28 protein-coding genes are annotated in these 23,697 nt (G+C 58.7%); 11 read left to right on the plus strand and 17 right to left on the minus strand.

Going from position 1 to position 23,697, the window contains the following annotated elements; all coding sequences use genetic code 11:
* The first annotated feature begins 51 nt into the window (after positions 1 to 51).
* Positions 52 to 597, plus strand: a complete 546-nt coding sequence (locus CKW14_RS07915; protein WP_095125104.1) for a gamma carbonic anhydrase family protein — start codon at positions 52 to 54, stop codon at positions 595 to 597.
* 28 nt (positions 598 to 625) lie between these two features.
* A complete protein-coding gene (locus CKW14_RS07920) occupies positions 626 to 1,276 on the plus strand; it encodes an HAD family hydrolase (protein ID WP_095125105.1) in 651 nt (216 codons plus the stop codon).
* Between the two features lie 54 nt (positions 1,277 to 1,330).
* On the opposite strand, the gene CKW14_RS07925 is transcribed toward CKW14_RS07920, so the two are convergent.
* Positions 1,331 to 2,467 (minus strand): aminopeptidase, encoded by a 1,137-nt coding sequence (locus CKW14_RS07925; protein WP_095125106.1) that lies wholly within the window; start codon positions 2,465 to 2,467, stop codon positions 1,331 to 1,333.
* Between the two features lie 59 nt (positions 2,468 to 2,526).
* Between CKW14_RS07925 and CKW14_RS07930 the strand changes: the two genes are divergently transcribed.
* Together CKW14_RS07930 and CKW14_RS07935 are read left to right on the plus strand one after the other, a co-directional pair.
* A complete protein-coding gene (locus CKW14_RS07930; RefSeq protein ID WP_034152270.1) occupies positions 2,527 to 2,949 on the plus strand; it encodes a hypothetical protein in 423 nt (140 codons plus the stop codon).
* A 40-nt stretch (positions 2,950 to 2,989) separates the two neighbouring features.
* Positions 2,990 to 3,409 carry a hypothetical protein gene (locus CKW14_RS07935; protein ID WP_095049516.1) on the plus strand — a complete coding sequence of 140 codons (420 nt, stop codon included), beginning with the start codon at positions 2,990 to 2,992 and terminating at the stop codon, positions 3,407 to 3,409.
* A 6-nt stretch (positions 3,410 to 3,415) separates the two neighbouring features.
* Here the strand turns inward: CKW14_RS07935 and CKW14_RS07940 are convergent, their stop codons facing one another.
* Both CKW14_RS07940 and CKW14_RS07945 read right to left on the minus strand, forming a co-directional pair.
* Positions 3,416 to 3,655, minus strand: a complete 240-nt coding sequence (locus tag CKW14_RS07940; RefSeq protein ID WP_093429479.1) for a DUF1161 domain-containing protein — start codon at positions 3,653 to 3,655, stop codon at positions 3,416 to 3,418.
* A 259-nt stretch (positions 3,656 to 3,914) separates the two neighbouring features.
* Positions 3,915 to 4,346: an OsmC family protein gene (locus tag CKW14_RS07945; protein ID WP_034152273.1), complete on the minus strand. Its 432-nt coding sequence runs from the start codon at positions 4,344 to 4,346 to the stop codon at positions 3,915 to 3,917.
* A gap of 241 nt (positions 4,347 to 4,587) precedes the next feature.
* Between CKW14_RS07945 and CKW14_RS07950 the strand changes: the two genes are divergently transcribed.
* A complete protein-coding gene (locus CKW14_RS07950) occupies positions 4,588 to 5,589 on the plus strand; it encodes an LLM class flavin-dependent oxidoreductase (protein WP_034152274.1) in 1,002 nt (333 codons plus the stop codon).
* Between the two features lie 252 nt (positions 5,590 to 5,841).
* Here CKW14_RS07950 and CKW14_RS07955 read toward each other — a convergent pair whose 3' ends face one another.
* Both CKW14_RS07955 and CKW14_RS07960 read right to left on the minus strand, forming a co-directional pair.
* On the minus strand, positions 5,842 to 6,066 hold the full coding sequence (locus CKW14_RS07955) for a DUF1161 domain-containing protein (RefSeq protein WP_007911690.1): 225 nt from the start codon (positions 6,064 to 6,066) through the stop codon (positions 5,842 to 5,844).
* Between the two features lie 127 nt (positions 6,067 to 6,193).
* A complete protein-coding gene (locus CKW14_RS07960; protein WP_007911688.1) occupies positions 6,194 to 6,409 on the minus strand; it encodes a dodecin in 216 nt (71 codons plus the stop codon).
* Between the two features lie 157 nt (positions 6,410 to 6,566).
* On the opposite strand from CKW14_RS07960, the gene CKW14_RS07965 reads away from it, so the two are divergent.
* Complete coding sequence (locus tag CKW14_RS07965; protein WP_007911686.1) at positions 6,567 to 6,893, plus strand: YqjD family protein; 327 nt, start codon at positions 6,567 to 6,569, stop codon at positions 6,891 to 6,893.
* Here the strand turns inward: CKW14_RS07965 and CKW14_RS07970 are convergent.
* The gene (locus CKW14_RS07970) at positions 6,866 to 7,783 is read right to left on the minus strand and encodes a LysR family transcriptional regulator (protein ID WP_095049515.1); all 918 of its coding nucleotides are present in this window, start codon (positions 7,781 to 7,783) and stop codon (positions 6,866 to 6,868) included. The two genes, CKW14_RS07965 and CKW14_RS07970, sit on opposite strands and share 28 nt — an antisense overlap.
* 114 nt (positions 7,784 to 7,897) lie before the next feature.
* Here CKW14_RS07970 and trpB point away from each other — a divergent pair, with 114 nt between their 5' ends.
* From trpB to CKW14_RS07985, 3 genes are all read left to right on the plus strand, one after another.
* A complete protein-coding gene (trpB, locus tag CKW14_RS07975; RefSeq protein WP_095049514.1) occupies positions 7,898 to 9,130 on the plus strand; it encodes a tryptophan synthase subunit beta in 1,233 nt (410 codons plus the stop codon).
* Complete coding sequence (trpA, locus tag CKW14_RS07980) at positions 9,130 to 9,942, plus strand: tryptophan synthase subunit alpha (protein WP_095049513.1); 813 nt, start codon at positions 9,130 to 9,132, stop codon at positions 9,940 to 9,942. Before trpB ends, trpA begins: the two co-directional genes overlap by 1 nt.
* Positions 9,943 to 10,064: 122 nt before the next feature.
* A complete protein-coding gene (locus CKW14_RS07985) occupies positions 10,065 to 10,520 on the plus strand; it encodes an anti-virulence regulator CigR family protein (RefSeq protein ID WP_095125107.1) in 456 nt (151 codons plus the stop codon).
* A gap of 47 nt (positions 10,521 to 10,567) precedes the next feature.
* On the opposite strand, the gene CKW14_RS07990 is transcribed toward CKW14_RS07985, so the two are convergent.
* The 11 genes from CKW14_RS07990 to CKW14_RS08040 all read right to left on the minus strand — a co-directional run bounded on the left by CKW14_RS07990 (position 10,568) and on the right by CKW14_RS08040 (position 20,705).
* Positions 10,568 to 12,529, minus strand: coding sequence for a DUF4105 domain-containing protein (locus CKW14_RS07990; RefSeq protein ID WP_095125108.1), 1,962 nt, complete (start codon positions 12,527 to 12,529; stop codon positions 10,568 to 10,570).
* Positions 12,526 to 12,846, minus strand: coding sequence for a DUF2388 domain-containing protein (locus CKW14_RS07995; RefSeq protein WP_007911662.1), 321 nt, complete (start codon positions 12,844 to 12,846; stop codon positions 12,526 to 12,528). Before CKW14_RS07995 ends, CKW14_RS07990 begins: the two co-directional genes overlap by 4 nt.
* A 43-nt stretch (positions 12,847 to 12,889) precedes the next feature.
* A complete protein-coding gene (locus CKW14_RS08000; protein ID WP_093429472.1) occupies positions 12,890 to 13,207 on the minus strand; it encodes a DUF2388 domain-containing protein in 318 nt (105 codons plus the stop codon).
* Positions 13,208 to 13,314: 107 nt separating this feature from the next.
* Positions 13,315 to 13,632, minus strand: coding sequence for a DUF2388 domain-containing protein (locus CKW14_RS08005; protein WP_007911658.1), 318 nt, complete (start codon positions 13,630 to 13,632; stop codon positions 13,315 to 13,317).
* A gap of 135 nt (positions 13,633 to 13,767) precedes the next feature.
* Positions 13,768 to 13,917 (minus strand): DUF1127 domain-containing protein, encoded by a 150-nt coding sequence (locus CKW14_RS08010; protein WP_095125115.1) that lies wholly within the window; start codon positions 13,915 to 13,917, stop codon positions 13,768 to 13,770.
* Between the two features lie 319 nt (positions 13,918 to 14,236).
* Positions 14,237 to 14,452 carry a DUF1127 domain-containing protein gene (locus CKW14_RS08015; protein ID WP_007911656.1) on the minus strand — a complete coding sequence of 72 codons (216 nt, stop codon included), beginning with the start codon at positions 14,450 to 14,452 and terminating at the stop codon, positions 14,237 to 14,239.
* Positions 14,453 to 14,773: 321 nt separating this feature from the next.
* On the minus strand, positions 14,774 to 16,267 hold the full coding sequence (locus tag CKW14_RS08020) for an acetyl-CoA hydrolase/transferase family protein (protein ID WP_095049509.1): 1,494 nt from the start codon (positions 16,265 to 16,267) through the stop codon (positions 14,774 to 14,776).
* 214 nt (positions 16,268 to 16,481) lie between these two features.
* Positions 16,482 to 17,915, minus strand: coding sequence for an NAD(P)(+) transhydrogenase (Re/Si-specific) subunit beta (locus tag CKW14_RS08025; protein ID WP_007911651.1), 1,434 nt, complete (start codon positions 17,913 to 17,915; stop codon positions 16,482 to 16,484).
* Positions 17,915 to 18,235, minus strand: a complete 321-nt coding sequence (locus CKW14_RS08030) for an NAD(P) transhydrogenase subunit alpha (RefSeq protein ID WP_003187417.1) — start codon at positions 18,233 to 18,235, stop codon at positions 17,915 to 17,917. Before CKW14_RS08030 ends, CKW14_RS08025 begins: the two co-directional genes overlap by 1 nt.
* A 15-nt stretch (positions 18,236 to 18,250) precedes the next feature.
* Entirely contained in the window at positions 18,251 to 19,372 is a 1,122-nt protein-coding gene (locus CKW14_RS08035; protein WP_095125109.1) for a Re/Si-specific NAD(P)(+) transhydrogenase subunit alpha, read from the minus strand.
* 433 nt (positions 19,373 to 19,805) lie between these two features.
* A complete protein-coding gene (locus CKW14_RS08040) occupies positions 19,806 to 20,705 on the minus strand; it encodes a LysR family transcriptional regulator (RefSeq protein ID WP_093429466.1) in 900 nt (299 codons plus the stop codon).
* Between the two features lie 157 nt (positions 20,706 to 20,862).
* On the opposite strand from CKW14_RS08040, the gene CKW14_RS08045 reads away from it, so the two are divergent.
* Both CKW14_RS08045 and CKW14_RS08050 read left to right on the plus strand, forming a co-directional pair.
* Positions 20,863 to 22,044 (plus strand): acyl-CoA dehydrogenase, encoded by a 1,182-nt coding sequence (locus tag CKW14_RS08045; RefSeq protein ID WP_095049508.1) that lies wholly within the window; start codon positions 20,863 to 20,865, stop codon positions 22,042 to 22,044.
* Positions 22,045 to 22,057: 13 nt separating this feature from the next.
* Positions 22,058 to 23,278: a CaiB/BaiF CoA-transferase family protein gene (locus tag CKW14_RS08050; RefSeq protein WP_095049507.1), complete on the plus strand. Its 1,221-nt coding sequence runs from the start codon at positions 22,058 to 22,060 to the stop codon at positions 23,276 to 23,278.
* Positions 23,279 to 23,697: the final 419 nt, after the last annotated feature.

A 23,697-nucleotide genomic window follows, 5' to 3' on the forward strand; every position in this document is an offset into this window, starting at 1 on the left:
AATTACAATCGACATTCACCGCAGCTATCGGCGACAGAGAGAGAAATTATCGTGTCCGTTCGCAAGTACCAGAATCACACCCCAAGCCTTTGCAAAGGCGCGTTTGTCGACGGCTCGGCGGTGGTCATCGGCGACGTCGAAATCGGTGAAGACAGCTCTGTCTGGCCGCTGACCGTGATCCGTGGCGACATGCACCGCATTCGTATAGGTGCGCGCACCAGCGTCCAGGACGGTTGCGTGCTGCACATCACCCACGCCGGCCCGTTCAATCCCGACGGCTTCCCGCTGCTGATCGGCGATGACGTCACCATCGCCCACAAAGTCATGCTGCATGGCTGCAGTGTTGGCAGCCGCGTGTTGATCGGCATGGGCAGCATTGTCATGGACGGCGCGGTGGTCGAGGACGATGTGATCATTGGCGCTGGCAGCCTGGTGCCACCGGGCAAGCGTCTGCAAAGCGGCTTCCTCTATGTGGGTAGCCCGGTGAAACAGGTGCGAGAACTCACCGACAAGGAAAAAGCCTTCTTCACTTACAGCGCGGCGAACTACGTGAAGCTCAAGGACCTGCATCTTGCCGAAGGTTACGACCAGCTCTGAATTGCCTTACAACTGCTCAGGATTTCTCATGCATTACCAGACCGTACTGTTCGACCTCGATGGCACCCTGACCGACCCGCGTGAGGGCATCACCCGTTCCATCCAGTTCGCCCTCGCCAAGCTCGGCATCGATGAGCCGGACTTGACCAAGCTGGAACACTTCATCGGCCCGCCGTTATTGCAGGCGTTCATGCAGTTTTACGGATTCGATGAGGCCAAGGCATGGCAGGCGGTGAATTTCTATCGCGAGCGCTTCAAAGTGACGGGCCTGTACGAGAACCGTGTGTTCGATGGCGTCACGCCGTTGCTGGAAACCCTCAGTGGCCAAGGCCGGCAGCTGTATATCGCCACCTCGAAGCCGTGGGAATTTGCCCGCGAGATTGCCCGGCATTTTGATTTTGCCCGGCACTTCAAGGTGATTTACGGCAGTGAGCTGGATGGCACACGGACCAACAAGGTTGAGTTGATTGCGCATCTGATCAAGGAAGAAGGGCTGGACCCGGCGAATACGTTGATGATCGGTGACCGTAAACATGATCTGATCGGGGCGCGCAGCAATGGGCTGGATGCGGCGGCAGTGGGGTATGGGTTTGGCAGTTTTGAAGAGTTGAGTGCCGAGGCGCCGGCTTATCACTTTGAAACGCTGGACGAGTTGCATCAGGCGTTTCTGCAGCGCTGATCAGTACGCCTTCGCTGGCAAGCCAGCTCCCACAGGTGAGCGATGTGCTCAGGCTCACCGCTGTCCCTGTGGGAGCTGGCTTGCCAGCGATGAGGCCAGATCAGCCACTGATATCTCATCATCTGCCAATGCTTTCAGTGCCGCTTTACGCTCAGTCACCGGTAACCCACCCAACCGCTCTACCTCAGCATAAAATCTCAGCCAATCTCCCCCGACCTGACTGAACACCGCCGAAAACGCCGGCACCCACTGGTCATACAGCCCAAACGGCAACAACCGCGCATTGTTCAACGGCGCATTCACCCAAGCGTCATAACGCTTGTCCCCGGCCCACTGGCTGTCTTTCATCAGCCGATAATCCCGGCGAAACCGTTCGAACTCTGCCGCTTTGCGTTCGCGCATCTGCTCCGCCGGTAATGGCTGCGCATACAACTTCTCCAGCCGTGAGCGGGTTTCGAGCACCAACTCAATAAACTGATCGCGTTGTTTGAGCCGCGAATCGGTATCCACCGGCAACCCGCGAAATGCTCGCCACTGCCGCGTGCCTTCCTGCTCGACAAACGTGGCGAAGGATTCGTTGAATTCGGTGTCGTCTTTCACATAAAAGCGCTGATGCGCCAGCTCATGAAAGATCAGCGTGGCCAGGCGCTCGTCGCCCCAGCCCATCATCGAATTAAGAATCGGGTCATTGAACCAGCCGAGCGTCGAATAGGCCTCGACGCCGCCAATCGATACGTCCATGCCCTGCAATCGCTGGATCGCCGCTTCACCGCGCGCCGCGCTCTGGCTGTAATAACCGCGATAGGCCACGCAGCCGGCAATCGGGAAGCAATGGTTCTGCGGTGTCAGGGAGAACTCTTGAGTGGCGAACACATTCCACACCACGTACGGGCGATGGATGTCGGCGTACAGGCGATAGCTCTGGTTATCCGGCAAATGCAGATGCTCGCTGGCAAAGGTACGGGCCTTTTGCGACTGCGCCAAGTGGGTGCGCAGAGTGGCGTCGCGGCTCGGATCGTTGATCACCTTTTCCACAGGCTCGCGCGCCCGCAGCAATTGCAGTTGGCCGCTGGCCAACTGCGTGTAATAGCTGACGCTGGCGCAACCGTTGAGCAACAAAAACATCACACCCGGAAACAAAATCCGAAAAACGCGATCAAGTAACCCAAGGCTTGGAAACGGCCTGCTCAAAATAAGAAATCCCCCGGAGAGTCTGCCCGCAAGACTATCCCGCCTTAAGGAGCACCGCTATGCGCATGTTGATGCTGTCAGGAGGCCTGCTGACGCTGGCCGGTTGTGCCGGATTCGGAATGCCCGATCCTGACCCTTCGCAAGCCTGGATCGATCTTGATGCCCGGCAGCAGGACACGGCGCTGCAAGCGCTGCAGGTCGATACCCAAGCGACTGCCGACAAACGCTACTTCGAAGTACAGCCCGGCAGCCATGAGTTGAAGGTGCGTTATCAATTCCCGGTCGAGGCGACCAACATCGGTCCTGACGCTGAGCCGCTGTGGCGCGATTGCCAGTTGAGCGTGAAATTCAAGGACTTCAACGCCGGCCAGCGTTATCAGTTGCAGGCCGGCAGTATTGGTTTCCGGCCTTGGGCCAAGCTCTATGACGAGCAGCGCAAAGTGGTAGGCCAGGGCACGCCGGCAGGCTGTCAGCGCACCTGAACGGCGCTATGCTGAGTATTCAGATCAGTGGATATTCGTCATGCGCCAGTTGCTGTTGTTGCTCGTTGCTACTCTTGTGGCCGGTTGTCAGACGCCATTGCCCCCGGTCGATCCGCAGATGGCCTGGGTCGATTTTTCGACGCCGACACCCGGCGGTAAAGTGCTGATGGCCGAGCGCCTCGACAAACAGCGACTGAATGACGGGCGCTACTTTCAGGTCACCCCGGGCAGCCACGAATTGCGCGTGCGGTTTGATTTCGAAGTGTTTGGCGGTGGTGGCGCCCTGATGACTGGCCCCGTAGAGCGGCTGTGCTACCTGTACATCCGCTACGACCATTTCGAGGCCGGGCAGCGTTATGTGCTGGAAGGGCGTTCGCTGGGGTTCACACCGAGCGCCCGGCTGTATAACGCCAAGCGTGAAATCGTCGCCGAGGATTACGACTACAACTGCATTATCTGAGGTGACTCAGCTGTCGTTCTTCTGATAGATGATTTTCTTGCGGCCATAATCGCAAGTGCCGACAACCATGGCGATATCGTGTTTTGCAGCCTCTTTCTTGCTGACGATTTCCAGCGTGTAGGAGGGCACGGCTTTGGCCTGAATCTTTACTTCGATTTCTTTTTTCAGTTCTTCACAGTCTTTGGGTGCCGCAATGACAGAAGTGGCCAGTGCACTGCAGAGAATCGCCAAGCCAATACGTTTCATGAGTGAAGCTCCCTGAGGCAGCGCGCACGGGCGTGCGCTGAAGCTGCTGTCATTTATTCGACCATACTTTTACAGCGAGGGTTCTGACTTCGCTCACAACTTGTGCTGAAGGTTTCAAACCTTGGGTGATCTGCAGATGGCTATCGCGAGCAGGCTCACTCCTACAGGGGATCTTCGACGCCCACAATAATTGTGTTCGCTGGAGATCAACTGTAGGAGTGAGCCTGCTCGCGATAGCGACAGACCAGTCAGAGTCGAATCAACTGACCAGCGAAGCCTCAAGCGTAATCTTCGCATTCAGCACTTTCGAGACCGGGCACCCTTCCTTGGCCTTGTTGCTCAGCTCTTCAAACTGCGCCTGCGTCGCCCCAGGGATTTTCGCCTTGAGGATCAGCTTCACCGCGGTGATCGCGAACCCGCCATCCACCTGATCGAGAGTCACTTCAGCCTGGGTATCAATGCTGTCGGCCTTCAGGCCCGCATCGCCCAGAATCATCGAAAACGCCATGGAGAAGCAGCCGGCATGCGCCGCGCCGATCAGCTCCTCCGGGTTGGTACCTTTGCCGCCCTCAAAGCGCGCCTTGAAACCGTAGGGCGCTTCTCTGAGGACACCGGTTTCAGTGGAGATCGAGCCGATGCCGGTTTTCAGATCGCCTGCCCAATGTGCGGATGCTTTCTTCACGATAGCCATGTCTGCCTCCTCAAGATCTGACGCGGAAACGCCGCGTCGTCGTGGTTTTTGCTTGCAAGGCTCTGAGGATAGACGCCGCAGCAAAGTTCAGCCCGGCTGAATCGTTGACTTTTTTAGTAGGAAATTTCATCACTGCTATTGAAACTCGGGTATATGCCCTCATTGCACAAAACACGCTTATGGATTCGGCAGGTTTTCGTTTGCAAGAAGAACCTGCCTCCTCACTCGGAGACGCAGGTTTATGAAGCAACTGTCCGACGTAAAATTTTCCACCCTCGATCTGGTGCCGGTGCGCGAGAACGGCAGCCCGGCGCAATCGCTGCGCAACTCGCTGGATTTGGCGCAGCACGTCGAGAAATTTGGCTACACGCGGTTCTGGGTGGCCGAACACCACAACATGGACGGCATTGCCAGTTCGGCAACGTCGGTGCTGCTGGGTTATCTGGCGGGCGGAACGTCGACCATCCGCGTTGGCTCCGGCGGCGTGATGCTGCCCAACCATGCGCCGCTGGTGATCGCCGAGCAGTTCGGCACCCTCGAAAGTCTCTATCCGGGACGGATCGATCTCGGCCTGGGCCGCGCGCCCGGCTCCGATCAAATGACTGCTCGGGCGTTGCGCCGTGAACGCTCCGGCAGCGCTGATGATTTCCCCGAAGACGTCGCCGAACTGGTGCGCTACCTCGGCCCGCGCACGCCGGATCAGCGCGTGATCGCGATGCCGGGCACCGGCACCAATGTGCCGATCTGGCTGCTCGGTTCCAGCCTGTTCAGTGCGCAACTGGCCGGTGAGCGCGGCTTGCCTTACGCCTTCGCCTCGCACTTCGCCCCGCGTTTCATGCACGAGGCGATTCGCGTTTATCGCAATCACTTCAAACCCTCGGCGGTGCTCGACAAGCCGTACGTGATGCTCGGCGTGCCGCTGGTGGCCGCCGATACTGATGAGCAAGCCGATTACCTGGCGACTTCGGTGTACCAGCGCATTCTCGCGTTGATGCGTGGGCAGAGCCTGGTGCAGCGTCCGCCGGTGAAAACCATGGATGGCTTGTGGTTGCCCCATGAGCGTGAGGCGGTGGGTGATTTCCTCGGTCTGGCGATGGTTGGTAGCCCGCAGAAGATTCGCGCGAAGCTGGAGGTGCTGGTTGAGCAGACCCAGGCGGATGAGCTGATTTTTACCAGTGATCTCTACGAACACGCCGATCGCGTGCATTCGTACGAGTTGTTGGCGCAGGTGATGAAGGGCTGAAAAGCCCCTCACCCTAACCCTCTCCCGGAGGGAGAGGGGACTGATTGAGGTGTTCTCGCGCTCGACATCGACCTGAAAAATCGAGTCGAACTCAGGTTTTGAACAGCCCCCCGATCTGCTCCCTTTCCCCCTCGCCCCCTTTGGGGGAGAGGGCTGGGGTGAGGGGGTTCGATTTCAAATCCACTAAAAATCCCAAATCCTGAACACAAAAAAGCCGACGCCTTCACGTCGGCTTTTGCATTTCAGGCGCACTCAACCGCGCTTGTAGACGATTTCCTTGGTGCCACCTTCGCAGGTACCGACGACGTCGCCGCCAGCCGCTGCGCCCTTATCGACAATCTCCAGCGAATACCCGGAAACGCCCTTGGCATCCAGCTTCGCCGCAATCTCGCTTTTCAGCTCTTCACATGGCTTGCCGGCAGCAAACGCACCACCCGCAAGGCTCAACAAACCTACTGCCAACATGAACTTCTTCATCGGTCGCACTCCCTGGTCGGATTAAAAGAGGCGGGCATCGAGCGTTGACCCGATGCACTCACCCTGTAGCGCTTTGCCATTCCTATGGCACTCGGCCAGCGCGCAAGTTCAGAAGACTAGACCAAACTCAGCTGCTGGCAATGCGGAAGCCGACTTTCAGCGTCACCTGAAAGTGCGCCGCCTTGCCGTCCTTGATGTGGCCACGGGTGTCGACCACTTCAAACCACTCAAGATGCTTGATGCTCTTGTTGGCTTCGGCCAGCGCGTTGTTGATGGCGTCTTCGATGCTGCTGGCGGACGAACCGACCAGCTCGACTTTCTTGTACGTGTGATGGTCACTCATGGCGATCTCCTTGGCGTGTGGAATTGAGACTAGCAGTGAATCTGCGCTGTTGATTTCGGCGGCATCGCGCAGGCGAAGTTCAGATTTTCTGCACTTTCTCAAACCGCTGAAGTCCCAACCAACACACGCCACTCATCACCAATGCAGGAGAGCCACCATGGCCAACACCTCTTTACGTAAAGCCTCGTTGCAAAGCATGGAAGCCGAGATCGAGAGTCTGCTCAAATCGTTGGAAAGCTTGAAAGACGACGCTTCGGACGAGTCGCGCAAGACCCTCAAGGCGCTGAAAAGCAATGCCGAAAGTGCGCTGAAGCACTCGCGCCATCTGCTCAGCGATGCCTATGAAGAAGTCAAAGTGAAAACCCGCGAAACCGGGATCGCCACCCGTGATTACGCCCAGGAACATCCATGGACGACGGCCGGTGTGGCCGTCGGTGCGATCGGTCTGCTGGCGGCTTACTTGCTGTTCAAGCGCGGCGAGTGATCCGTCTGGCGCAGTTCGTTCTTGAGCCACTGCGCCAGTTGCCGAGCGCGCCCGTCTGCGGCGCGCTTGGGTAGCCACAACGCCAGTTGCGCCGGGGTTTCACAAAAGCCCCATGGCGCAACCAGGCGACCGGCCTTCAAATCTTCCGTCACTAGCGGCTCCGGCGCGATGGCCACGCCAAGCCCAGCAACTGCTGCCTCCAGCAAATAATACAAATGCTCGAAACCTTGCCCCAGCTTCAATGCTTTTGCGTCGAGTGCGTTCTGCTGCGCCCAACTCGGCCAGGCTTGCGGGCGCGAAGTGGTGTGCAGCAACGGTTCGTTTAGCAGTGCCGAGGCTGGCGCGGTTTGCAGACGTTGATAGCCGCTGAACAGCGGACTTATCACCGGGCCGATACGTTCTGCGGCCAGTTCATAGACTTGCATGTCCGCCGGCCACGGTGGTTCGGCGAACAGCAGCAAAGCATCCAGCCCCGGGCGTCGTGGATCGAGATCGCCTTCGCCCGCCGACAGGTGCAGCCGCAAATCCGGCAGATCGGCATTCAATCGCCCCAAACGCGGAATAAACCAGCGCGCTAACAGACTTCCAGAGCAACCCAAGACGAACGGTGCATCGGCGGTGCTCTGCGTCAGCTCGGCGCAAACACTGCGCAAGCGGTCAAACGCCTCGCCACTTGCATCGCGTAACCGCATGCCGGCATCTGTGAGTTTCAAGCCGCGCCCATCTTTGACGAACAGACTGACGCCAAGGTGTTCTTCCAACACCTTGAGCTGACGACTGACCGCGCCATGGGTGACGTGCAGCTGTTCGGCAGCCTGACTGACGCTGTTCAGCCGGGCGGTGGCTTCGAACGCACGCAAGGCGTTCAGCGGGGGAAGGTCGTGGCTCATGGTATCTGTGAGTTTTCCTGACAGGTTGTGGCGATCTTATCGGTTTTCAGCGTAGAAGGTCAGGGGTAGAGTGGTCGTCATTGTCTTTTGACCCGAATTCACCTGGAGCGACTCATGACCCAGACTTCGAACACCTCTGATCTGCGTAACGGCCCTGACGCCAACGGCCTGTTCGGCTCGTTCGGTGGCCGCTACGTGGCGGAAACCCTGATGCCGTTGATCCTCGATCTGGCCCGCGAATACGAAGCGGCCAAGGAAGATCCGGCGTTCAAAGAAGAATTGGCCTACTTCCAGCGTGATTACGTCGGCCGTCCGAGTCCGCTGTATTTCGCTGAACGCCTGACCGAGTTCTGCGGCGGCGCAAAGATTTATCTCAAGCGCGAAGAGCTGAACCACACCGGCGCGCACAAGATTAACAACTGCATCGGCCAGATCCTGCTGGCACGGCGCATGGGCAAGAAACGCATCATCGCGGAGACCGGCGCCGGCATGCACGGCGTGGCCACTGCCACCGTCGCCGCACGTTTCGGTCTGGATTGCGTGATCTACATGGGCACCACTGACATCGAACGTCAGCAGGCCAACGTGTTCCGCATGAAGTTGCTGGGCGCTGAAGTGATCCCGGTGGTGGCTGGCACCGGCACCCTGAAAGATGCGATGAATGAAGCCCTGCGTGACTGGGTGACCAACGTCGACAACACCTTTTACCTGATCGGCACCGTGGCCGGCCCACATCCATACCCAGCGATGGTTCGCGACTTCCAGGCCGTGATCGGCAAGGAAACCCGCGATCAGTTGCAGGCTCAGGAAGGTCGCCTGCCGGACAGCCTGGTGGCGTGCATCGGCGGCGGTTCAAACGCCATGGGCCTGTTCCACCCGTTCCTCGACGACAAGAGCGTTGAAATCATCGGTGTTGAAGCCGCCGGTTACGGCATTGAAACCGGCAAGCATGCGGCGAGCTTGAATGGCGGTGTTCCGGGTGTGCTGCACGGCAACCGTACCTTCCTGCTGCAGGACGACGACGGCCAGATCATCGACGCCCACTCGATTTCCGCTGGCCTCGACTATCCGGGCATCGGTCCGGAGCACGCCTGGTTGCATGACATCGGCCGCGTTCAATACACCTCGGTGACTGACGACGAAGCGCTGGATGCGTTCCACAAATGCTGCCGCCTGGAGGGGATCATTCCTGCCCTGGAAAGCGCCCACGCCCTGGCTGAAGTGTTCAAACGTGCACCGAAGCTACCGAAGGATCACCTGATGGTGGTCAACCTGTCGGGCCGTGGCGACAAAGACATGCAGACCGTCATGCACCATATGGAACAGTCGAAGCAGGAGAAACACTGATGAGCCGCCTGCAAACCCGTTTTGCCGATCTCAAAGAACAGAACCGCGCCGCGCTGGTGACCTTCGTCACCGCCGGCGATCCGGACTACGACACCTCGCTGGCGATCCTCAAAGGCTTGCCGGGCGCCGGCGCCGACGTGATCGAGTTGGGCATGCCGTTCACCGACCCGATGGCCGACGGCCCGGCGATTCAACTGGCGAACATCCGTGCCTTGGGCGCCAAACAGAACCTGGCGAAAACCCTGCAAATGGTTCGCGAGTTCCGTGAAGGCAACAGCGATACGCCGCTGGTGCTGATGGGCTACTTCAACCCGATCCATATGTATGGCGTTGAGCGCTTCATCGCCGATGCGAAAGAGGCCGGCGTCGATGGTCTGATCGTGGTCGACATGCCGCCTGAGCATAACGCCGAGCTGTGCGACCCGGCGCAGGCTGCGGGTCTGGACTTCATCCGCCTGACCACGCCGACCACTGACGACGCGCGTCTGCCGAAGGTGCTCAACGGCAGTTCCGGTTTCGTTTACTACGTGTCGGTCGCCGGTGTGACCGGTGCTGGCGCCGCAACGCTGGAACACGTTGAAGAGGCGCTGACCCGTCTGCGTCGTCATACCGATCTGCCGATCAGCATCGGTTTCGGCATCCGTACGCCGGAGCAGGCGGCGTCCATCGCGCGTTTGGCCGACGGTGTGGTGGTGGGTTCGGCATTGATCGATCACATCGCCAACGCGACCACACCCGACCAGGCCATCGACGGCGTGCTGAGCCTGTGCTCGGCTCTCTCCGAAGGCGTGCGTAAGGCCCGCGTCAGCTAAAGGTAAAGTTCCTGATACAGAGGAATTAGCACCTCGCGGCACAGACTAATCCAGCAAGACCGAGGGATTCAGAACCAGGTTCTGAGTCCCTTTTTGCTGTTTGTGCCGTGAGGAAAGACCCGATGAAAATGCCGAAACGTCTGATGGCCGGACTGGGCGTGCTGATGATCAGCGCGACACCGCTGCTGGCCAGCGCCGATCCGCGCGACGATCATGATCACGGCGGCCCGCAACAGGGCCAGCACGATAACCGCGGCGATAATCACGGTGACGACCACCGTGGCCCACAGAACGACCACCGTGGTGGCCCGCCCCCGCGCGATTTTGGCCCGGTGCGCCAGACCATTCGTGACAATCATGGCTACTTTGTACGCGGTGCGCCGCCGCCTCCGGGGATCCATCTGGAGCGTGGCCGGCCGTTGCCGCACGGCTATTATGGCGAGCGTCTGGATAATCGGGCGTTAGGTCGTCTGCCGGTGTACCCGGGTTACGAATGGCGCCGGGCGGGGGGTGATATCGTGCTGATCGCGGTGGGCACCGGGATCGTCTACGAAATTCTCGATGGCGTTTTGTATTGATCTGCAGGCAATAAAAAAGATCGCAGCCAAGGGCTGCGATCTTTTTTTCAGGGCAATTCCAGTCCGCCCGAGGCCTTGTGCAATTTTCGTAAATGCGCGCCGATCTGCTTCACGTTCTCCTCACTGGCCGCAATTTCCGCAGCCCGCTTGGGCTCCAGTAACTTACGCACTTCTGCATCCAGATCTCCGGACAGTGCCAGCAGCTTCTTCTGCCGCTGACTGCTCTCCGCTTCGAGTCGACTGAACTCGGTCGGCTGGGGCAGTCCGTAACCCTTGGAATCGAGCAATTCCGCCGGACGACTGAGGAACCCGCTGTTGGCGAGAATTTCCTGCAAGGTCGCGTTGGCTTTATCCATCCCGCCGTTTTCCAGTTCCCGCGCGCCGAGGTAACGCTGCTTCACCTCATCCTGCGCCAGCAGCAATTGGCGGCGATAGCTGGCTTGCTCCAGCAACAGCAGCGCGGCGCTGGTACGCAAGTCGGCGCGTTCGAACCACTCGCGGCGTTCTTCGGCTGTCAGTGAAAGCCATTCCTCAACGGTATTCTGCTTGATCGGCAATTGCTTCTTCAGCACATCGAACATCGCCTGATAGCGATCGCGGAACGAGTCGAAGCGGTAACCCAGGCGCAGGGCTTCTTTCGGATCATCCAGCACACTGGTGTCCGCCAGACCACGGCCCTTCATCACTTCCAGCAAACCGTTGGGCATGATGCTGTCCAGACCCACGAACTGGTTGTTGTTACTGCCGCTGCGCAACAGCTTCAGACCTTCCACCGCGCAGTTGTTGGAGAGGAAGAAGTAGTTGCCGTCGTAGCTCCAATGCATTTCGGCCGCGTGCTCGACCACGCCTTCGATCTCGTCCCGTGACAGGTTCAGCGGCACGGAAGCAAGGCTGCGCAATTCGGTCTTGGTGTATTCGTCGATGACCTGCGCGAGCGGCAGCACGAACAATCGCGATGGGTATTTGCCGACCAGTCCGTCCCAGCTCGACAGCTGCACATCGCCGACAAAGGCGCGGTAGGACAGCACCAGATGCTGATCCAGATCGAGCCGGCAATCCGGCCCACGCGGGCGGCCCGGCGCGCAAATCACCAGACGCAACATGCTGTGGCCCCAGCGGCTGACCCAGTTCTGATTGGCTTCGGCCAACAGGTAATCGACGGCGTAAACCCGTTCCGGATCAACTTGCCCCAAGGGTTGCTTGGCGAAGTCGTTACCGGCATTCAAAAAGGAGAAGGTCTTGCTGCAGGTGTCCTTGGCCGGCGGTGCCCAGCCGAAGTGCTCCTGGTAATAGCGATACAGCGCCGGGCGACGGCAGGCATAGCTCGGGTCGAGGAGGAAATACTCCATGTTGACCGCGACAAACTCCTTCGGGCTGGAGATTTCGTACAGGTCCGGGCTGCGGGCGATCTGGCGGTTGTGCTGTTCACGCTCACCCCGACGACCGACGTATTGCTGCCAACCGGCGAGATCGAGCAGGCGCGGGTCATCACTGAGGGTGAAACGCCGGCCGTTCTGCCCGCGACACTCATCGGGAATGCCGATCAGCCCGGCGCTGTTGAAGCGGCGGGTGCAGCGCTGGATTCGCGTGCGCTCGGCGTCCGGCCACAAGCGCGCGCGATCGTAAATGTGGGTAATTTCGTGCAACACCGTGGCGAGCAATTCCTGGCGCACAGTGCCGTGGGGGCGATTGGTTTTTTCTTTGGCTGCACTGCCGTCAGTGAGGCTGGCCAGCAGTTTGCGATTCAAATCGAGTTCGGCAACGAGCGTTGCCTGGCCGTAGGCGTTGGCGGGCATGTCGTCGGTCCAGCCGACATCGATGCGCCGATCCAGCCGCTCGATAAAGCTCGGCGGCAGCTTTTGCATCGCCTCATCGATCAGCGCCTGGCTGGCCTGTTGTTGGGCAGGGCTCAGACCGTCGGTCTTGAGCCGCAATTGCAGGCCGGCGTGGGCGCTGTTGCCAAGCAGCAACAACGCCCCGACCAGCAGCCAGGTGCCGAGTGACTTCACAGTGCGAGGATGGCTTCGGCGAGAACCTGATCGCTGGCGTCGCGCGCTTCCGGCACACGGGTGCGCAGGGTGTTGAGCGCGGCTTCCAGATGCGCGCCACGGATATCACCGTTAGTGGCGACGAAACTGGCGGCATCATCGTGTGCTTCGCGGATGATTTTCGAATCGCGGATCGACGTGGTGGTGTCGGAAGTGAAATCGATAGTGCGCTGGGAGGCACGAACGATGATGTTACTGGTGGCTACCAGGGTGTGCGCCTGGGCCACGTCGGCCAACAAAAACAGGCCAAGGGCGGCAGCAATCAGCGGGCTACGCATGGAACGACTCCGGAAGGGCAAGGATAACAGGGGTACAGGATAACTATTGGACGAGAATTGCCTCTGCCAGTTCAAGGTCGCTGACATGAAGTTTCGGCCGGGTTTTGCGCAGGTAATGCAGCGCGGATTCCAGTCGAGCACCTCGCCATTCACCGTCACTGGCAACAAAAGCTGCGGCATCATCGTGGGCCGCGAGCAGCAGTTTACGGTCGAACGGTGCGGAAGACACCATGCTGGTGGCGTAACCACTGACGACGGTGCCTTGCGTCGACGCATTGAAAGCATCAAAGGCATCGACCGATGTCGCCCAGCAGGCGGTGAACAATACGGAGGGAATCAGTAGATTTGGAAGAAAGCGCATCGGACTCGGTAATTTTTGGTGAGCCCAAAGGCTAGCGCAATGCCCGGGCCAGAGCCAGCGCCGAAACATCGGGACACGCCTGGCGTGTCCCGCATGGCTGCGATCGTTTAGATCGTCAGAATAGCTTGAGCCAGTTGTGCGTCAGTGGCTTGCAGCTGTGGCGCCTGGTGACGGATGTGATCCAGCGCGCTTTCCAGTTTCACCCCACGGATTTCACCTTCGCTGGCGACGAAGCTGGCGGCATCGTCACGGGCGGCGAGCACGATCTTGTCGTCACGGAAGGAGGAGGTGACGTCGGAAGTCGCGTCGGACGAGGACTTCAGTGCACCGACAACGGCGTCGGTGGTGACGATGAAACTGGTGGCGCTGGCGTTGGCAGCCACGGCCAACAGGGCGGCAGCGCTGAGCAGACGAAGACGGGACATGGTGTAACTCCTATGGATAAACCGTATTGAGAGGTGGCTCGGTATCTGAGGAGTCAGACGCCAGTGACACAACATTCGCCACGTTCTGTGTGGATATTAGGCCTGCTTTGCGGGATTCGCACAGTGGGCAGAATGCTAGCGCCAGAAGGGTTTATCCAGTTCATGCAGGCGATCGGCGTGGCTGAGGCCAAGATCGGCGAGGTCACGGCCATCCAGTTGAGCCAGCAGTTGCCGCGTTTTGGCGCGTGCCAGGCTGTCCCGAAGTCCGAGAAACAGGCGACGCAGAGCGTTTGGGCGAGGGTAGGGTTAGCTGAAGCTTTCTGAAACATCCTGTAAGTCATTCATGACGTATTCCTTATTGCCGGTGAAGGCGGAAGGTCATGTTGAGCCTGCGACAGAGGAATAGGCAGATACAGAAGAGGCAAATTGTACTGGTTCAGGTAGCGATTCAAATAAACTGTACCTGTCGGTGATAAAGCCAGCTGTATAGAGACTTAAACCCCCCCCAAAACGACGAAACCCGTCGTGGTTTCCCACGACGGGTTTCGTTTGTTCAATTCGGGTTGCTGGCGGTGGGTCTAACGACCAGAGCCAGCGACGCTACTTAGCGCCAGAACGGCTTGCTCAGCTCTTCGTAGCGTTGTGCTTCGCTGATACCGGCGTCAGCCAGCAAACGCGAATCCAGGCGAGCCAGTTGATGGCGGCTGGAGATGCGGCGCTGCCACAACATCAGGTTGGCGATAACGCGCAGAGGCAGGGAAGCCTGGGTGTTTACAGCTTTGTCTTCGAAGAACAGTTCGGAACTGAGTGTACGTTCCATGGTTGACATCCTTCCGCTTGTGGCGGGATCAGGTAGTGGTTTGACTGGTGCCCATGATCCTCTCGTTTGCCAAGTCTCTCTAGATACAGTTCAACTGTATTGTGAGTGACCAGTTAACTGTTTATAGGGGGTGTACGGGTCAAAAACGAGCAAACTGTACCTGTCCGCACTTAAGTGGTGCGTTATTGCTCGATTCGAGGAAAAAGGTAGGCAAAAGCTGTAGGAAAAGACCAGTACAGCAGTACAGTTTTTGTCAGCTTTGAAGATTACAACAATCCGCTGACGCAAACTGTGTTTGCGCCAACGGTTTATCTGTGTGAATTACACCGCAAGCATGCGCCCGGTTTCTTCCAGGTTCACATGCCAGCTCAACGCTTCACGCAGAATGTGTGGGGTATGGCCACCAATTGCACAGGCCTTCGTGAAGTAATCATCCAGCGCTTGACGGAAGTCCGGGTGCACACAGTTATCGATGATCACCCGCGCCCGTTCCCGTGGCGCCAGGCCGCGCAAGTCAGCCAGCCCAACTTCGGTCACCAGAATGTCGACATCGTGCTCGGTGTGGTCAACGTGGCTGACCATCGGCACCACGCTGGAAATCGCGCCGCCCTTGGCGATCGACTTGGTCACGAACACCGCCAGATGCGCGTTACGCGCGAAGTCGCCGGAACCGCCGATGCCGTTCATCATCCGCGTGCCGCAAACGTGGGTGGAGTTGACGTTGCCGTAGATGTCGAACTCCAGCGCCGTGTTGATCCCGATGATGCCTAGGCGGCGCACCACTTCCGGGTGGTTGGAGATTTCCTGCGGACGCAGCACCAGTTTTTCCTTGTACTTCTCCAGATTGCCGAACACGTCGCTGTTGCGGCGTTCCGACAGGGTGATCGAGCTGCCCGACGCAAAGCTCAGCTTGCCGGCGTCGATCAGATCGAAGGTCGAATCCTGCAGCACTTCGGAGTACATCGTCAGGTCTTCAAACGGCGAATCGATCAGACCGCACATCACCGCGTTGGCAATGTTGCCGATCCCCGCCTGCAACGGGCCGAGCTTGTTGGTCATGCGCCCGGCGTCGACTTCCTGCTTGAAGAAGGTGATCAGGTGATCGGCAATGGCGTTGGTGTCGACGTCCGGCGACGACACGGTAGACGGCGAATCGGCCTGCTGAGTGATGACGATGGCGACAATCTTCTCCGGCGGAATCGGAATCGCGGTGCTGCCGATGCGATCATCGACTTTTACCAGCGGGATCGGCGTGCGCGTCGGGCGGTAAGTCGGGATATAGATGTCATGCAGGCCTTCGAGGTTGGCGTTGTGCGCCATATTGATTTCGACGATTACCTGTTTGGCGAAAATCGCGAAGCTCGCCGAGTTGCCCACCGAGGTGGTCGGCACGATGTGGCCTTGCTCGGTGATGGCCACGGCTTCGATGACCGCGATGTCCGGCAGCTTCAGTTGTTGGTTGCGCAGTTGCTCGACGGTTTCTGACAGATGCTGGTCGATAAACATAACCTGGCCGGCATTGATCGCCTTGCGCAGGGTGCTGTCGACCTGGAACGGCATGCGACGCGACAGCACGCCGGCTTCGGTCAGTTGCTTGTCGAGGTCGTTGCCCAGGCTGGCGCCGGTCATCAGGCTGATCTTCAGCGGCGTGACCTTGGCCCGCTCGGCCAGTGCGTGAGGGACTGCTTTGGCTTCGCCGGCGCGGGTGAAACCGCTCATGCCGACGGTCATGCCGTCCTCAATCAAAGCGGCTGCGTCGGCGGCGCTCATCACTTTATCCAACAACGAAGGCAGGCGAATACGGTCACGGTACATGGATTATTATCTCGGGAAGCGAGTAGCAGGATGCGCAGTCTAGTGAATTTGACGAGCGCCTGTCCCGCTACCAAGGTCGCAAACGAGGCGTCTATTTAGCGGGTTTGAAGTAAAACACCGTTACCGGATCTGCAACAACGCGGCAAATTGTCCGACTGTTTGCGCAAACAAAAACGCCCCGACAAGTCGGGGCGTTCGCTATTGCAGCGGGGAATTATTCGACCGCTTTGACCATGTCTTCGATGACTTTCTTCGCGTCGCCGAACACCATCATGGTTTTGTCCAGGTAGAACAATTCGTTGTCCAGACCGGCATAGCCGCTGGCCATCGAGCGCTTGTTGACGATGATGGTCTTGGCTTTGAACGCTTCGAGAATCGGCATGCCGGCAATCGGCGATTTGGGATCGTTCTTTGCGGCCGGGTTGACCACATCGTTCGCGCCGAGCACCAGCACCACGTCGGCCTGACCGAACTCGGAGTTGATGTCCTCCATCTCAAACACCTGGTCGTAAGGCACTTCGGCCTCGGCGAGCAGAACGTTCATGTGCCCCGGCATACGGCCCGCCACGGGGTGGATCGCGTACTTCACAGTCACGCCACGGTGGGTCAGCTTCTCGGTCAGCTCTTTCAGCGCATGTTGCGCACGTGCCACTGCCAGACCGTAGCCCGGGACGATGATCACGGTGTCGGCGTTGGTCAGCAGGAAGGTCGCGTCGTCAGCCGAACCGGATTTCACCGGACGTGCTTCTTTCGCACCGGCAGGACCTGCGTCTGCCGTGTTGCCGAAACCGCCGAGCAGTACATTAAAGAAGGAACGGTTCATCGCTTTGCACATGATGTACGAGAGGATCGCGCCGCTCGAACCCACCAGCGAACCGGCGATGATCAGCATCGAGTTGTTCAGCGAGAAGCCAATTCCCGCCGCCGCCCAGCCCGAGTAGCTGTTGAGCATCGACACCACGACCGGCATGTCGGCGCCGCCAATCGGGATGATGATCAACACGCCCATCACGAACGCCAGCGCCAACATCAGCGCGAATGCGGTGAGGTTGCCGGTGAACATGAAGGTCAGACCCAGTGCCAGCGTCGCCAGACCCAGCACGGCATTGAGCTTGTGCTGACCAGCGAACTGTACCGGGGCGCCCTGGAACAGACGGAACTTGTACTTGCCCGACAGCTTGCCGAACGCAATCACCGAACCGGAGAAGGTGATCGCACCGATCGCAGCGCCGAGGAACAGCTCCAGACGGTTGCCCGCCGGAATCGAGTCGCCCAGTTGCTTGACGATGCCCAGCGATTGCGGCTCCACCACAGCGGCGATGGCAATGAACACTGCCGCAAGGCCGATCATGCTGTGCATGAAGGCGACCAATTCCGGCATCTTGGTCATTTCAACGCGCTTGGCCATGATCGAACCGGCGGTGCCGCCGACCAGCAGGCCAACGATCACGTAACCGATACCGGCCGTGGCCAGCTCAGCGCCCAACTTATAGATAAGGCCGACGGTGGTCAGGATGGCCAACGCCATGCCGAGCATGCCGAACAGGTTGCCGCGCCGCGAGGTAGTCGGGTGCGACAAGCCTTTGAGGGCCTGGATAAAGCAGATCGACGCGATCAGGTAGAGCGTCGTGACGAGATTCATGCTCATTACTTCGGCGCCTCTTCTTTTACTTTCGGGGCTTTCTTCTTGAACATCTCAAGCATGCGGCGGGTGACCAGGAAGCCACCGAACACGTTGACCGCAGCCAGTGCCACGGCGAGGGTGCCCATGGTTTTGCCCAGCGGCGTAACGGTTAGTGCGGCCGCGAGCATGGCGCCGACGATCACGATCGCCGAGATGGCGTTGGTTACTGCCATCAAAGGCGTGTGCAGCGCAGGTGTAACGTTCCAGACCACGTGGTAACCGACATAAATCGCCAGCACGAAGATGATCAGGTTGTAGATACCGGGGGAGATAAGCTCTTCCATCGTCTGAATCCCTGCTTAGGCGTTTTTGCGGATGACTTGGCCGTCGCGGCACATCAGGCACGCGGCGACGATGTCGTCTTCGAGGTTGACGTCGAACTGGCCTTCTTTGGTGAATACCAGCTTGAGGAAGTCCAGCAGGTTGCGCGCGTAAAGTGCCGAGGCGTCTGCTGCGACTTCACCGGCCAGATTGGTTGGGCCGCAAATGGTCACGCCATTTTCGACCACGACCTGATCGGCCACGGTCAACGGGCAGTTGCCGCCCTGAGCCGCCGCGAGATCGATGACCACCGAACCCGGTTTCATCTGCGCCAGGGTTTCCGCGCTCAATAGCGTCGGTGCCTTGCGGCCCGGAATCAGCGCGGTGGTGATGACGATGTCAGCCTGCTTGGCGCGTTCGTGCACAGCCTGGGCCTGACGCTGCATCCAGCTCGCCGGCATTGGTCGCGCGTAACCGCCGACACCGACGGCGCATTCACGCTCTTCATCGGTCTCGTACGGCACGTCGACGAATTTGGCACCGAGGGATTCAATTTGCTCTTTTACCGCCGGACGCACGTCAGAAGCTTCGATCACCGCACCCAGACGTTTCGCCGTGGCGATCGCCTGCAACCCGGCCACACCGGCACCAAGAATCAGCACGCGCGCCGCTTTCACGGTGCCCGCAGCGGTCATCAGCATCGGCATGAAGCGAGGATAGTAGTGAGCGGCCAACAACACAGCCTTATAGCCGGCAATGTTCGCCTGCGACGACAACACATCGAGACTCTGCGCGCGTGAGGTGCGCGGCGCCGCTTCGAGGGCGAACGCGGTAATGCCGCACTCGGCCATCTTCGCGATGGTTTCGTTGTTGAACGGGTTGAGCATGCCCACCAGCACCGTACCGCGCTTGATCAGCGTCAGTTCGGCATCGCTTGGGGCGACCACTTTGAGAATCAGCTCGGCGCCAAACGCGTCATTGGCACTGCCAATGGTTGCGCCTGCCGCTTCATAGGCACTGTCAACAACGCTGGCTTTAACGCCGGCGCCGGTTTGCACAGTGACCTTATGACCTTGGCTGATCAGCTTTTTTATGGTTTCCGGGGTTGCAGCAACCCGTGTTTCACCGGTCTGGGTTTCGAGAGGAACACCAATGTGCACGTCAAATCTCCTGCGTGATCTTATTGAGTAAACCCATGCACTACGGATGGTGCGACTGGGGCGGCCGATCAGCACGATCCCGCCAAATCAGGGCGGGGCGCGGCATTTTGCAGGCGAACTTTATGCCCTTCAAGGGATTATGACGGGTGACGGAAAATTAACTACAAGTCATCCCGTGACCGAATGTCGCAGTGGCCGGCGCAACCCCTTGCAGGCCGTGCCCTGTAAGGATTCTGGCTGAATATGGAAAAATTTCTCATCGGTGGCGTGAATAGGCAGTAATGAGTCGCCGATGAAGGCTCAAAGCCACGTCGATAGGCGCTTGTGGGACGTCTGTACGACTTTCGGATACAGTCTGTTGAATTGCGACAAATACTTATATCTGTAGGGCTTTTGTTTTCCTGACTACGGGGTTAGGTAACGTTGTAAGCCTTTACCCTTCTAGGCTGTAGCTCTGTGCCTGAGTTACCAGCCAGTCACGAAATGCCTTTAATGACGCTGATTCGACCTTTCGCTCAGGAATCATCAGGTAGTAGGCCTTGATGCTGGAAAGCGCCTGCGGGTTTGCAATCACCAAGCGTTTCTCGGCCAGCTCGCGCTGAATCAGGAACGGTGGAATCAGCGCAATGCCCATGTCGTGCATGGCCGCTTGGGCGAGCATGGAGAATAGCTCGTAGCGCGGGCCTGTCATGTCGCGGGGGATATTCAGCTGTTGCGAGTTGAACCACTGGCGCCAGGCGTAAGGTCGGGTGGTCTGCTGCAGCAGCGGCAGTTCGGCGATGGCTGCGGCTGTCAGAAGCGTCTTGTTGCCGAGTAGGGCGGGGCTGCACACCGGCATCGGATTCTCGCCCATCAGCCTGTGGGATTCAGTGCCGGACCAATCGGCATCACCGAAGTAGATCGCTGCATCGAATTCGGTATCGGCAAACAGAAAGGGCCGGGTGCGGTTGGTCAGGTTGACCGTGACTTCCGGATGCTTGAGCTGGAAATCTTTCAGACGTGGCAGCAGCCATTGCGTGCCGAAGGTCGGCACCACCGCCAGTTCAATTACGTTGGTGCCTTGCTGGCCCATCACTGACAGCGTGTCGCGTTCGACTGCATCCAGTTGCGTCGCGACTCGGCGGCTGTAGGAAAGCCCCGCCTCGGTCAGCTTCACTCCGCGTCGCGAGCGTCGGAACAGTTCCACACTGAGGAACTCCTCAAGGCTGGCTATTTGTCGGCAAATGGCGCCTTGAGTCAGGGAAAGTTCTTCGGCAGCGCGGGTAAAGCTCTCGTGGCGCGCGGCAGCTTCGAAACTGATCAGGGCGGTGGTGCTGGGGATCTTCCTGCGCATGTACGTCAACCTCACTAATGCGCCGCATAAAAGGCATTTCGCGACGTTTCGGAGTGAGAAATTAGCACAACAGAATGCGAAATCCTCGTTTGCCGCGACGGCGAACCGCGCCTAGGATCAATGCCACGTTAATTCACCGATTTGCGAGGACAGACTCATGGGCGGTAAAGCTAGCTTCAATTGGATCGATCCCCTGCTGCTGGATCAACAGCTCACTGAAGAAGAGCGCATGATCCGCGACACCGCCGAGCAGTTCGCTCAGCAGAAGCTCGCGCCACGCGTTCTTGAAGCCTTCCGTCATGAGAAAACCGACCCGGCGATCTTCCGCGAGATGGGCGAAGTCGGTCTGTTGGGCGCGACCATCCCTGAACAGTACGGCGGCAGCGGCCTGAACTATGTCAGCTACGGTCTGATTGCCCGTGAAGTCGAGCGTGTCGACTCCGGCTACCGCTCGATGATGAGCGTACAGTCGTCGCTGGTGATGGTGCCGATCAACGAATTCGGCACCGAAGCGCAAAAGCAGAAGTACCTGCCGAAGCTGGCTTCCGGCGAATGGATCGGCTGCTTCGGTCTGACCGAACCCAACCACGGTTCCGACCCGGGCGCGATGATCACTCGTGCACGTAAGGTCGACGGCGGCTACAGCCTGACCGGCGCGAAAATGTGGATCACCAACAGCCCGATCGCCGATGTGTTCGTGGTCTGGGCCAAAGACGACGCCGGTGACATTCGTGGCTTCGTCCTGGAAAAAGGCTGGAAAGGCCTGAGCGCTCCGGCGATTCACGGCAAGGTCGGCCTGCGTGCGTCGATCACTGGTGAAATCGTTATGGATAACGTGTTTGTACCGGAAGAGAACATCTTCCCGGACGTGCGTGGCCTGAAAGGTCCGTTTACCTGCCTCAACTCCGCGCGTTATGGCATCTCTTGGGGCGCACTGGGCGCTGCCGAGTTCTGCTGGCACACCGCTCGCCAATACACCCTCGATCGTCAGCAGTTCGGTCGCCCATTGGCTGCCACTCAGTTGATCCAGAAAAAACTGGCAGACATGCAGACCGAAATCACCTTGGCCCTGCAAGGCTGCCTGCGGTTGGGGCGTATGAAAGATGAAGGCACTGCTGCGGTCGAGATCACTTCGATCATGAAGCGCAACTCGTGCGGCAAGTCCCTGGATATCGCCCGTATGGCTCGCGACATGTTGGGTGGTAACGGCATCTCCGACGAATTCGGCGTGGCCCGTCATCTGGTCAACCTGGAAGTGGTGAATACCTATGAAGGGACTCACGACGTTCACGCGCTGATCCTCGGGCGTGCGCAAACCGGTCTGCAGGCGTTCTATTAATAGGAGAGCGACCATGGGCGCGCTGTCGCATCTGCGGGTACTGGATTTATCGCGAGTATTGGCCGGACCGTGGGCCGGGCAGATCCTTGCCGACCTTGGCGCCGAAGTGATCAAGGTCGAGCGCCCGGGCAATGGTGATGATACGCGCGCCTGGGGGCCGCCCTTCCTTAAAGACGCTTATGGCGAGAATACGTCTGAGGCGGCTTATTACCTGTCGGCCAACCGCAACAAGCAATCGGTGACCATCGACTTCACGCGGCCCGAAGGTCAGAAGCTGGTGCGCGAGCTAGCGGCGAAGTCGGACATCCTCATTGAGAATTTCAAGGTCGGTGGTCTGGCGGCGTATGGGCTGGACTACGAATCGCTGAAAGCGATCAATCCGGACCTGATCTATTGCTCGATTACCGGATTCGGCCAGACCGGGCCGTATGCCAAGCGCGCCGGCTATGACTTCATGATTCAGGGGCTGGGTGGGCTGATGAGCCTGACCGGGCGTCCTGAGGGTGATGAGGGTGCCGGTCCGGTGAAAGTTGGTGTGGCGCTGACGGATATTCTCACCGGTCTGTATTCGACGGTAGCCATTCTGGCTGCGCTGGCTCATCGCGATCACGACGGTGGTGGGCAGCACATCGACATGGCATTGCTGGATGTCCAGGTGGCGTGTCTGGCTAACCAGGCGATGAACTACCTGACAACGGGCAACGCACCGAAGCGCTTGGGCAATGCGCATCCGAACATCGTGCCTTATCAGGATTTTCCTACGGCCGATGGTGATTTCATCCTCACCGTGGGTAATGACGGGCAGTTCCGCAAGTTTGCCGAAGTGGCGGGGCAGCCGCAGTGGGCGGATGATCCGCGTTTCGCGACCAATAAGTTGCGGGTGGCGAATCGCGCGGAGCTGATTCCTTTGATTCGTCAGGCAACCGTGTTCAAGACGACTGCCGAGTGGGTTGCTCAGCTGGAGCAGGCGGGCGTGCCGTGCGGGCCAATCAATGATTTGTCGCAAGTGTTTGAGGACCCTCAGGTCAAGGCGCGTGGCTTGGCGATAGAGATGCCGCATGCGTTGGCGGGTTTGGTGCCTCAGGTAGCCAGCCCCATTCGTTTGTCGCAGACGCCGGTTGAGTATCGTCGGGCGCCTCCCTTGTTGGGTGAGCATACGCTGGATGTTTTGCAGCGGGTGCTTGGGATGGGGGCGGGTGCGGTGGCTGATTTGAAAGCCGCTGGAGTGCTGTAGACATTCCTTCTATATAGAAGCGCGGCGTTTACTTCCTATATAGAGAAGCGGTTGACTGTTTTTCAGCCAATCTGCAAGTGATTGAAAGAAAAGTGAAATTAACGGTTGACGGCAGATTCAGGATGTCTATAATTCGCCCCACTTCCGGCGCAGTCGAAACGGAAAACTCCTTGAGATTCAATGAGTTATGTAGGTTTCGGCGGCAGGTTGCTTCAGTTCATCGAAGCCAGAAGGAAGTTGAAAAAGAGGTGTTGACAGCAGCGTGTAACGCTGTAGAATTCGCCTCCCGCTTACGAGAGATCGGAAGCGCAAGTGGTTGAAGTTGTTGAAGAATTCTTCGAAAACTTCTGAAAATAATCACTTGACAGCAAATGAGGCTGCTGTAGAATGCGCGCCTCGGTTGAGACGAAAGATCTTAA

Origin of the sequence: Pseudomonas sp. Irchel s3a12 (assembly GCF_900187485.1) — a bacterium.
Taxonomy (GTDB): Bacteria; Pseudomonadota; Gammaproteobacteria; order Pseudomonadales; family Pseudomonadaceae; genus Aquipseudomonas; species Aquipseudomonas neuropathica.